We start from the raw sequence: 10,489 nt of genomic DNA, 5'->3' as shown, positions 1-10,489 counted from the left end.
AGTCTAATGATTCTATGAATACACCTAACTTTTTCAACTAACTACAAATGTGTCGCACTTGGGATTTGAATCTGCGAATTAAATTATTATTTAAATACCAATTTAACCAAATAAATAATATACGCACTTCTAATTTAATTTTTATAAAAAAATAGCCTCTCTTATTTTAAAAAAATAAAAGAAGCTATATTTTTAGATAAATATTTGAATCAAAATAGATTCAAATCAATTTTATCTTAAATACAATATTTATATATTGTACAAGTTAGAACGGTAAATCGTCATCTAAGTCTGCTGCTGGTGCTGCAACTGCTGCTGGCGCTGCTTTTGGTGCAAAACCGCCCGGGTTGTTGCCATAGCCATTGCCTGCAGGTGCATTATTGTTAAAGCCACCTTGTTGTGGTGCGCCATAACCGCCTTGATTCGCATAACCACCTTGCTGGTTATTGTTGTTAAAGCGCGGTTGCGCAAAGCCACCGTTGTCAGACTGTTCACCACCTTGGGCACGGCCTGAATCCAGCATTTGCATCTGCTCACCACGAATTTCGGTGGTGTAACGTTCCTGACCATTTTGGTCTGTCCATTGACGGGTACGCAATGAACCTTCGATATAAACTTTAGAACCTTTACGCAGGTACTGCTGTGCGATTTCGCCTAGACGGTTGTGCAATACAATACGGTGCCATTCAGTTTGTTCTTTACGCTCGCCAGTATTCTTGTCCGTCCAAGATTCGCTGGTTGCGATAGAGAATTGAGTGAGAGAACCCCCATTGGGGAAAGTTTTTGTTTCTGGATCTCGACCTAAAGTACCTACCAAAATAACCTTATTTACACCACGCATGAGATCTTTACTTCCTATTTGTTTCTGTATTTTACTTTATAAGAGTTATGCTTAAATGGCTACCTCTTTACCTAACAAGTGCGTTAATTGTTGTCGCGCAGAATCATCGATCTGCTGTTTATCAACCTTGACATAGGCCACTTGCTGTTCAGACATCACCACAACTTCTTCAATACCATGAATAGATAAAAGCTGGGAAGTCCATTCATCTGTTTGTCGGTTTTCAGGCAGACGGAGTACCAGAGAGGACAGGTAACGCGGCTGAGCCAGCCCGAAACTGATGACCAGCCAAATTATAGCAATCGCAGTCAGGATACTCCAACCCATCGCGGTATCATTCAGCAACAAAAGTTGTCCGCCTACGGTACCGCCAAAGAACGCGCCCAGGAACTGGCTGCTGGCATTCACACCCATGGCTGTGGCTTTGGACTGAATTGGCGCTGCTTTCGACAGCCAGGATGGCAATAACGCTTCCATTACGTTAAAGGCAATAAAGAACAGCCCCAGACCAGTTAGTAGAATATATTTAGATTCAAAGCCAAAAATCAGCACCAATAATCCTAAGATAATCCCCGCAATTGCGGTAAGGAAAATGCTACGCATTTTGCGGTATTTTTCCGCCAGAATAATGCTCGGGAAAGCAAAGAATAGGCTTACCACCAGCAATGGCAGATATACCCAGCCATGGCTGGCCAATGGAATATCTGCAAACTCAATCAGCTGCGATGGCACATAGATAAACATCGCAGTGAGAAGAAGATGAAGGCTGAATACCGAGACATGCAGGCGGTTCAGGTCACCCATTTTCAGCACCTGTTTTAGCTGGGTCAGATAACCCTGCTGGAAGTTACGATGATGACGGGTCACTTTCGGGACCATCAGTAACATCACAATTGCTGCCAGACCCATAATGGTGGTCACCCAGAACAGGCCAGAAATGCCGACCAGACCCGTTAGCCAAGGGCCCAAAGTGAAAGCAACCACAAAGGACAGGCCGATACTCATGCCCATGGTTGCCATGGCTTTCATGCGATTTTCTTCACGGGTGACATCTGCCAGCAGGGCCATCACTACCGCTGATACTGCCCCACCACCTGCAATAGCACGACCAATGATCACGCCATAAATAGTATCCGACATTGCCGCAATTGCTCCACCAATCGCAAACAGCAGCAGACCTAAAACCACCAGTGGCTTTCGGCTATAACGGTCCGCAATCAGACTAAATGGAATCTGTAAAATCGCCTGGGTCAGGCCATAGATTCCCACAGCCAGACCAATCAATGCCGGTGTCGCATATTGATATGACTGCCCTGCAACCGAGAATACAGGGATAATCATAAACAACCCAAGCATGCGCAGCGCAAAAATACTACTCAGTGCAAAGGTTGAGCGACGTTCTATGGCATTCATCATAAATTTTGACAGTTCAATTGGTGGATCTTCAGGCGAAGATTATAGGACATTCAGCCGGAATGGATGCAGGAATTTTATTTGAAATTAAAACTGATAAGGAGCTGAAAAAGAAAAAGCGCGGCCGGAGCCACGCTTTGATGAGGAAGAGAAAATTATTTTTTGATTTTTCTCTGCTCATGCTTGGTGTACTGGATTGATGCAATCACCGCCCAGATAATAAATGCCACACCGATCAGGCCAGTCACCACTTCCGGAATATGTACACCGGTGCTGCTTGCCAGCATGATGAATGCCAAAGCACCAATCGCGTAGTGTGCCCCGTGTTCCAGATAGATATAAGAATCTAGCGTGCCTCTATCGACCAGATAAATAGTCATCGAACGTACAAACATCGCACCGATCGCCAAACCCAACATGATGATCACCACATCGGAAGTAATCGCGAAAGCACCGATCACACCATCAAAACTGAAAGAGGCATCCAGTACTTCTAAGTACAAGAAACCACCAAAACCGGCTTTCACTACACCCGTTGGTACACCTTCAGCATCGTGGCGAATGGCATTGCCTTCTTCGTCCACTTCCGGTTCACCACCAAGCATATGACTCAGCACCTGCACCCCGATATAGACCACAATGCCCCAGATCCCCGCCAGCATCACATCTAGACGCTTCTCTTCTACGATCTGCGCATCCATGACCAGCAAGGCAATTAGGGTAATAAAAACTGACATCGCTGGAACATTGGCTAGATGCGCCAGACGGCGTTCCAGCATGCGGAACCAGTGCGTATCTTTTTCTTCATCCAGGAAGAAGTTCAGGAACACCAGCATCAGGAAGGCACCACCAAAGGCAGAAATCTCCGCATGATGCGCCATCAGTTTGGCTGAATATTCCTTCGGTGCATTTAACGCGAGCTGCACCACCTCCATAAAACCCATGTTGGCAGTGACAGCTACAATCACCACCGGGAAAATCAGACGCATCCCGAACACGGCGACCAGGATCCCGACGGTCAGGAAGACCATTTTCCAGAAGTGATCCCAGCCACGCAGGACTGAGGCATTGACAACCGCGTTATCAAACGACAACGACACTTCCATGATTGCAAGAATTGCAGTGATGGTCAGTGCTGTGAACATGGTTTGCAGACCGGCTTCAGGGCCGTGGGTAAAGCCCCAGTATGCTGCTAAACTAAGACACACAATCGAAAATGCAAATGAGAAACCAAAATGTTTCAACATACAAATCGACCTTGTATTAAGTAGAATTCAAAAATCATTTCGCAGTACAAAAAATGAATTTCTGTGAAAATTTGCCGCCATTATGAAACTTTTATGGATGAAACCAAAGCAATTCCCTGTCTGTTTTTGATTATTTTTCGATTTTGCAATTGGTTAATCTTTAGACTTGCCTAGCTACTTCAACATGGGCATGCTGATACGGTCTTATTTCTGATCTAAAAAATTTTATAAAAACTTCATTTAACTGTTCAGATATTTACTTTTGTTTGTAAATTGAGACAGATGGCTGAACTCAACCGTCATAACTTGACGTTAAATGTACTAATCTTTGCACTTGAACATTTTTCATGCGCTATCATATATAGGTTTTTAAAAGAATCATCCAGGATTATTGCATGAGCCAAAGTCATATCCGTATTCGAGGTGCACGTACGCATAACCTTAAGAATGTGAACCTTGATATTCCACGCGACAAGTTTGTGGTGATTACGGGACTCTCCGGTTCAGGTAAATCCTCACTGGCATTTGATACCCTCTATGCCGAAGGCCAGCGTCGCTATGTCGAATCACTGTCTGCCTATGCGCGCCAGTTCCTGTCCCAGATGGAAAAACCAGAAGTCGATTCAATTGAAGGGCTAAGCCCGGCGATTGCCATCGAGCAGAAATCCACCAGCCATAACCCGCGTTCTACTGTGGGAACCATCACGGAAATTTACGACTATTTACGTCTGCTGTATGCCCGTGTCGGTACCCCATATTGCCCTGAGCATGACCTGCCAATGGTCGCGCAAACCGTGACAGAAATGGTCGATGCCGTGAAAGCCCTGGAAGAAGGCACAGCGCTGATGCTGCTGGCGCCTGTAGTACGTGAGCGTAAGGGTGAATACTCGGCACTGTTCGAACAGTTACAAAGCCAGGGCTTCGTGCGTGCCCGCGTGGATGGTGAGATAGTAGAAATCGATCCGCCACCAGAACTGGATAAAAAGAAAAAACACACCATTGAAGTGGTGGTCGACCGTTTTAAAGTGCGTGATGACCTTGGCAACCGGATTGCGGAAAGTTTTGAAACTGCCCTGCGTCTGGGTGGGGATATTGCCATCCTGTCCTGGATGAAAGGCGAGCAGCCGGACCGTGTTTTCTCAGCCAAGCACTCCTGCCCGGAATGTGACCGTGCCGTGGCGGAGCTGGAACCACGCTTATTCTCGTTCAACAACCCGTTCGGCGCATGCCCGGTCTGTGATGGCCTAGGTACCCGCAGCCATTTCAGTGCCGAAAAACTGATTCCGAATCCTGAACTCAGCCTGAGCCAAGGCGCGATTCGCGGCTGGGACCGTCAGCGTCCATATTATTACAGTATGATTGAGAAAGTAGCGAATCACTTTGGCTATTCGCTGGACACGCCTTGGAATCAACTGGAAGCTGATGTTAAAAAGAAACTTCTGTATGGTACCGGGCGGGAAAAAATCGACCTCAGCTATATCGATGAACGTGGCCGTCGTCATAACCGCGTGATTCCATTTGAAGGTGTATTGCCACATTTAGAACGCCGCTACCGTGAAACCGAAAGCAATTATGTGCGTGATGACCTGGCCCAGTATCTGTCTAATGCGGCTTGTGATGCCTGCGGGGGTTCACGTCTGAATGAAATTTCCCGTCATGTCCGGGTGAAAGACAAGACCATCGCTGAAATCACCAAAATGTCGATTGGTGATGCTGAAAGCTATTATCAGGGTCTCAACCTTGAAGGAGCCAAAGGTGAAATTGCCGACAAGATTTTCAAGGAAATCCGTGAACGTCTGCACTTCCTAGTATCTGTTGGCCTGAACTATCTCAGCCTGTCACGTTCTGCGGAAACCCTGTCTGGTGGTGAAGCACAGCGTATCCGTCTGGCTTCGCAGATTGGTGCCGGCCTGATGGGCGTGATGTATGTCCTGGATGAACCATCGATTGGTCTGCACCAGCGCGACAATGACCGCCTGCTCGAAACTTTGGTGCGTCTGCGTGATCTGGGTAATACCGTATTAGTCGTAGAACATGATGAAGATGCCATTCGTGCTGCCGACCATATTATTGATATCGGTCCGGGTGCCGGTGTGCATGGCGGTCATGTGATCGCCGAAGGTAACTATAAAGAACTGGCAGCCAATAAAAACTCACTCACCGGTAAATACCTGTCAGGTGAGCTGAAAATTGAAGTGCCAAAACAGCGCACCAAACCGCCAAAACCGGAAGAACAGATTAAGTTGATGGGAGCTGCCGGGCACAACCTGAAAAATGTCGACTTAACTATTCCGTTAGGTGTGATGACCTGTATCACCGGGGTGTCTGGTTCTGGTAAATCGACATTGATTAACCGTACCCTGTTGCCACTGGCAGCAACCCAGTTAAATGGCGCGACCACGCTGACCGCCGAAAAATTTGATTCCATCGATGGTCTGCAGTACCTGGATAAAGTGGTGGATATTGACCAAAGCCCGATTGGACGTACCCCACGTTCGAATCCGGCAACCTATACTGGTCTATTTACCCCAATTCGTGAACTGTTTTCGCAGACTCAGGAAGCCAAAGCCCGTGGTTATACCGCTGGCCGTTTCTCCTTTAACGTGAAAGGCGGTCGCTGTGAAGCCTGTGAAGGTGACGGCATGATTAAGGTGGCAATGCACTTCCTGCCCGACATGTATGTGCCTTGTGATGCTTGTCATGGCAAGCGTTATAACCGTGAAACGCTGGAAGTGAATTACAAGGGCAAAAATATTTCTGACGTCCTGGAAATGACCGTTGAAGATGCGATGCATTTCTTTGATGCGATTCCAGTGATTCACCGCCGTCTAGAAACTCTACATCAGGTGGGTCTGGGTTATATCCGTCTGGGACAATCTGCGACTACCCTTTCTGGTGGTGAAGCCCAACGTGTGAAACTGGCCCGTGAACTGGCAAAACGCGATACCAGCAAAACCTTATATGTGCTGGATGAACCAACAACTGGTCTGCATTTCCATGACATTGCCAAATTATTAGACATCCTGCATGAGCTACGCAACAAGGGAAATACCATTGTGGTGATTGAACATAATCTGGATGTAATTAAAACCGCAGACTGGATTGTGGATCTCGGTCCTGAAGGTGGTGCTGGTGGCGGTATGATTATTGCTGAAGGTACGCCTGAAGAAGTGGCGAAGAATAAGGTTTCACATACTGCGAAGTTCTTAAAGCCGTTGTTAAAATAATAACAAATCACTTCCCTAGTCTTTCTTATTTAAGAAAGAAATTCCCTCCTTTTATAAAGGAGGGCGAGGGAAGATTTTAAATATGATAAGACTCTATCTTTTCTTTTACGTATCCAGTAGAAGAAGCTTCTTTTCCTAAAGGATAAATAAAGTAGGTAGCTTAAAAAAATCTAAGCCTCCGCCACTGCATTTCGCCCTTTCGCTTTTGCCCCAAACAATGCCTTATCCGCTTGAGTAAATAGATTGACCCAAGATGATGCCCCCACTGCTACACCAATACTGACTGAAACTTGAATCCGCTCGCCTGCTTTATTCTGGATGCTGGCAGCCTCAATCTCACGACAAATTTTTTCAGCAATTTGCAAAGCATTTTCCAGTTCAATATTTTCAATCAGAACCAGAAACTCATCTCCACCATAACGCACCAACAAATCCGAAGTCCGGACATTCGATTTTAAACACTGTGCAACTAGCTGAATAATCTCATCCCCAACAATATGTCCATACTGATCATTTACCTGCTTAAAGTGGTCAATATCAATAATCATCAAACAAGTCTGGCTAAACTGAGATGGGCTTTGTTCTAGAAAACGAATGTATTCATCCAGTGCAAAACGGTTAGATAAGCCTGTTAAAGGATCTGAATGAGCAATATTTTTTAATCTAAACTCCAGTGCATCACGTTGTTGCAACATCTGCTGCAGCTTTTTAATTCCGGCAAATAAACTGTCCGAATTATCTTTAGAAAGAGACTGAAGTGCAGAACTATCTGTTTTCGCTGAACTAGACAAATCAAACAAAATTTTACGTGCATGAATTAATGGCAAAAAGATATGTCGGCGTGCAAACACCATACTGGAAATAGCAGTCATTAAAGAAATCAGTGAAATTACGATGGTTCCAATCAAATATTTTAAATTCGACCGCATTTCTTTTTGCGCGACATCATGGCTATATTGCAACAGATAGCTTTGCATATCTACGACTTTGGCAAAATGATCCCCTATCATTTCACTAATTTGCATCGCCGTTAAATGATAAGGACGATGCTGCAAACTATCCTCAATCAGACTTGCTGCTAAAGGAATCCCCTGATCAATAAAATATTTTTTAATATCCTGATGCAACTTGATAAATTCTGGGGTTTTGTCTTCTTTGGGTTGTACCGTGTCAATTAAATCCCACAAGTAACGTACCCGATATTGGGTTTGCAGACTACGATTGCGGTTTTGTTCTGGAATCGTCTCTCCAAAGGTAACAGGGGCTGTAATATTGGAAACCACCCGTCCGGCCTGATCGCGCAGATCCGCTAACAATAAAATCTGGGAAACAAAATGGGCAATTTTACTCGAAGAAACATCCGACTCGATCACCAAACTTTTAAGCAACCGGCGACTATTATCCCAGACCTGAAACATTGCCAGAATACTGGTATCCAGCTGGGCTGCATTGCGCTCATCATAAGGTAGCGCGACATAGGCATCGACTTGCTGACGACCATATTCAAGACTGGGCTTTAATACCGTATAGATCTGTTGACTCAGCTCATTAAAACCACTCTCTTTTAATTGTTGCGCGGTATGTTCCAATTGATCATCTACTTTAGCGCGATATTCCAGCAGCATTTCTTGTTTTTGTTTAAATTCATCAGCCGAACTGATCATCAGCATATTAGCTGGACCACGTTCTCTGGAAATTTTATTGGCGAGGTCTGCCAGATCACGTAAGGCTTCAAGTTGATAATATGTACGATAGGACTGGGTAAATTTTTGGCTACTGTTAACAATGAGCGGAATACAAATCAGGAGTAAACAGAAAATAACGATAGACATCGCCCAATACAGGCGTTTACTGAGTTGCTCAGAGCGCAGGGTATTCATGGCTTTAAGTTACGCCCCTCAGCTCGATAAATAATAGAAAGAGGTATTTGCTTTAGTTGAAATATTATATAAATAAAATACTTAAGTCTAAAAGATTAAACCTTATACATTTCATATTTTTATTGATCTCCTAGGTCATTCTTACAATTATCTTTCTTTATTCATTTATAAATATCTTTTATTTCATAAACCTCAATTTAATTTTCCAAATAGTTCTAAAAAATTTGTAAATCCACGTTGTTTACTGTTTACACATGCAACAAATAAGTGCATAATGCACCGCATTAGGGCGAATTAAATTATTCCTCAGCAGATATTTTAATAAACCCGCAAATTTTGGCTAAAAAATCCCAGTTTTCCATGAAAATTGGGATTTTTTTTGTCTTTAGGATTATTAGCTCATATTTAAATATTAAAATTAAGCATCATTTTGGTGCATATATTTTTAATATTCATCGCTTCATAAAGCCTTCACCCCAATTTTAGACAAAAAAAAGCCCAACCTTGGGGAAAGCTGGGCCGATAAAACAAAAACTTGTGGAGAATCAGGTCAAATAAATACATTTCTGACTCGATAAGCTAATTATGTTAACTTTCATTTAAAATGTAAAGCTGATTATTTCAGTTGGATTTAATATTTGAGTGTTTTTTAATCTTTATGCGTTTAATCTTACATAATTTAAGCAGCAGTAAATTTAATGCATATCGCTTAAAATTGATTTTTTCTATTTCACAAAATATATCAATTAGATTAAACCATAACCAAAATTATAAAAAATTTACTTTTTAGATCCTCTAACCTTCTTATCTGTATCCTTAGTTTATTGTTCTTTCAGTAGTTTTTATAGTTGACATAGCTGATGCCTGATTGTTTGATTTTTAATCAAATTAATAACTTATAATTCTGTCTTCCAATAATTACCTTAGAGTTCATTGACTTAATAAATTGTTACAATACAATTACCAATTGTTTTACTCCCTTTTAAAAATGGTAAATATCATGAAAAAACTCGGTTTAGCCACTGCTTTATTATTAGCCATGACCGGTGCTCAAGCGTATCAATTCGAAGTTCAAGGTCAATCAGAATTCATCGACAATACTGTAAATGACAAAGACTTCTCTGGCGCTGTTCAAGGTACTTACTACTTTAAAGATGTTGACGCTTCTAAAGGTCCTTTAGCTGAAGCAGCATTCCTGAACCAAGCTTCTAACGTTTCTGCATCTTACACTTACGGTGAATATGATGTAGACGCTGACAACATCGATCAAACTTCTCATACTTTCGGTGCGAAAGGTGAAGCATATATCCCAACTAAAGTTGTTCCGGCTTACGCTAGCGCGTCTTACAGTCACACAATCACTGATAACAAAGGTGGTGTAGCGAACGACAATGGCGACCGTTATGCATTAGAACTGGGTGCTGTAGTTGCGCCTAACTTCTTGGTTGCTGTAGGTTATACAAGCGTTGCAGACCAAACGTCTTATGATGCTTTCAACATGTTTAACAACGGTGTTGCCAAAGCTGCGATCGAAAAAGATACAATCAACGAAGACCAAGACGCAATCACTGCACGTACTAAATACGTAGGTGCGATCGATGGCACTAACATGTCTATCGGTTTTGATGCTGGTTTAGTTTATGGTGAAGAAAACGCTTACAACCTGGGTACTACTCTATATGTAACTCCTAAACTAAGCGTTGGTGTTTCTTACCTTGAATCTGATCTTGCTGACCTGAACAAAGCAATCGGTGCTAACGTAAACTACTTCATCACTCCAGCGGTTGCTGTTGGTGCATCTTTTGTTGATGTAAATGCTGAAAATGAAAGCCGCGACACTCAAACTGTTGGCTTGAACGCTAAATTCCGCTTCTAATCTCT

Annotated in this window: 6 protein-coding genes; 2 read left to right on the top strand and 4 right to left on the bottom strand. The window is 43.2% G+C overall.

Features of this window, described 5'->3' with window-relative positions:
• Positions 1 to 265: 265 nt before the first annotated feature.
• From ssb to GW12_RS14045, 3 genes are all read right to left on the bottom strand, one after another.
• A complete protein-coding gene (gene ssb / locus GW12_RS14055; RefSeq protein ID WP_034588730.1) occupies positions 266 to 841 on the bottom strand; it encodes a single-stranded DNA-binding protein in 576 nt (191 codons plus the stop codon).
• Between the two features lie 51 nt (positions 842 to 892).
• Entirely contained in the window at positions 893 to 2,257 is a 1,365-nt protein-coding gene (locus tag GW12_RS14050) for an MFS transporter (protein ID WP_034588727.1), read from the bottom strand.
• Between the two features lie 152 nt (positions 2,258 to 2,409).
• Complete coding sequence (locus GW12_RS14045) at positions 2,410 to 3,501, bottom strand: DUF475 domain-containing protein (RefSeq protein ID WP_034588726.1); 1,092 nt, start codon at positions 3,499 to 3,501, stop codon at positions 2,410 to 2,412.
• Between the two features lie 395 nt (positions 3,502 to 3,896).
• Here GW12_RS14045 and uvrA point away from each other — a divergent pair, with 395 nt between their 5' ends.
• Positions 3,897 to 6,728 (top strand): excinuclease ABC subunit UvrA, encoded by a 2,832-nt coding sequence (uvrA, locus tag GW12_RS14040; protein ID WP_034588724.1) that lies wholly within the window; start codon positions 3,897 to 3,899, stop codon positions 6,726 to 6,728.
• A 170-nt stretch (positions 6,729 to 6,898) separates the two neighbouring features.
• Here the strand turns inward: uvrA and GW12_RS14035 are convergent, their stop codons facing one another.
• Positions 6,899 to 8,608, bottom strand: a complete 1,710-nt coding sequence (locus GW12_RS14035) for a GGDEF domain-containing protein (protein ID WP_034588722.1) — start codon at positions 8,606 to 8,608, stop codon at positions 6,899 to 6,901.
• A 1,000-nt stretch (positions 8,609 to 9,608) separates the two neighbouring features.
• On the opposite strand from GW12_RS14035, the gene omp33-36 reads away from it, so the two are divergent.
• Positions 9,609 to 10,484: a porin Omp33-36 gene (gene omp33-36 / locus GW12_RS14030; RefSeq protein ID WP_034588720.1), complete on the top strand. Its 876-nt coding sequence runs from the start codon at positions 9,609 to 9,611 to the stop codon at positions 10,482 to 10,484.
• The last annotated feature ends 5 nt before the right edge of the window (positions 10,485 to 10,489 follow it).

This window comes from Acinetobacter sp. HR7, assembly GCF_000773685.1.
Taxonomy (GTDB): domain Bacteria; phylum Pseudomonadota; class Gammaproteobacteria; order Pseudomonadales; family Moraxellaceae; genus Acinetobacter; species Acinetobacter thermotolerans.
Note: the sequence above shows the minus strand (reverse complement) of the source record. Positions and strands in the feature narration are given on the sequence as shown.

Excerpts from the sequence above, each read along its gene's own strand:
- GW12_RS14050 (WP_034588727.1), bottom strand. The coding sequence starts at position 2,257 with ATGATGAATGCCATAGAACGTCGCTCAACCTTTGCACTGAGTAGTATT.
- ssb (WP_034588730.1), bottom strand. The coding sequence starts at position 841 with ATGCGTGGTGTAAATAAGGTTATTTTGGTAGGTACTTTAGGTCGAGAT.
- GW12_RS14035 (WP_034588722.1), bottom strand. The coding sequence starts at position 8,608 with ATGAATACCCTGCGCTCTGAGCAACTCAGTAAACGCCTGTATTGGGCG.
- omp33-36 (WP_034588720.1), top strand. The coding sequence starts at position 9,609 with ATGAAAAAACTCGGTTTAGCCACTGCTTTATTATTAGCCATGACCGGT.
- GW12_RS14045 (WP_034588726.1), bottom strand. The coding sequence starts at position 3,501 with ATGTTGAAACATTTTGGTTTCTCATTTGCATTTTCGATTGTGTGTCTT.
- uvrA (WP_034588724.1), top strand. The coding sequence starts at position 3,897 with ATGAGCCAAAGTCATATCCGTATTCGAGGTGCACGTACGCATAACCTT.